Source organism: Streptomyces sp. 4F14, assembly GCF_048159485.1.
Taxonomy (GTDB): domain Bacteria; phylum Actinomycetota; class Actinomycetes; order Streptomycetales; family Streptomycetaceae; genus Streptomyces.
This window is the reverse complement of the sequence record NZ_JBLRVY010000364.1, coordinates 1-323: the sequence shown is the minus strand read 5'-3', so window position 1 is coordinate 323 and position 323 is coordinate 1. Positions and strand designations below refer to the sequence as shown.

The following is a 323-nucleotide window of genomic DNA, read 5'->3' as shown; positions in this document are numbered from 1 at the left end:
CTCCTGCGGCAGCAGCAGCCGCCAGGCGGAGCACTGTTCGACGGGCCGGGCGCCGTCGTCGGTCGTCCACACGCGGGTGCGGCGCAGGAGTTGGGCCGTGCGGTCGACGGTCAGGGAGGTCGTCGACCGGTATGCGGTGCCCTGCCAGGTGAAGGCGTCGGCCCTCGGGTGGTCGAGCAGATCCGTACGGCCCAGGAAGTACGCCCCGTTGCGCATCTCCGCGATCAGCAGCCCGCCCGGCGCCAGGGCCCGGCGGCAGGAGGCGAGGAAGCCGTCGAGCTGGTCGTTGGTGTGGCAGTACAGCAGGGAGCTGTCCAGGCAGA

The 323-nt window shown here is 72.1% G+C and carries 1 pseudogene; it reads right to left on the bottom strand.

Annotated features, from left to right (window positions below):
* Positions 1 to 323, bottom strand: a pseudogene (locus ACLZOT_RS51130) (SAM-dependent methyltransferase); the annotation flags it as partial.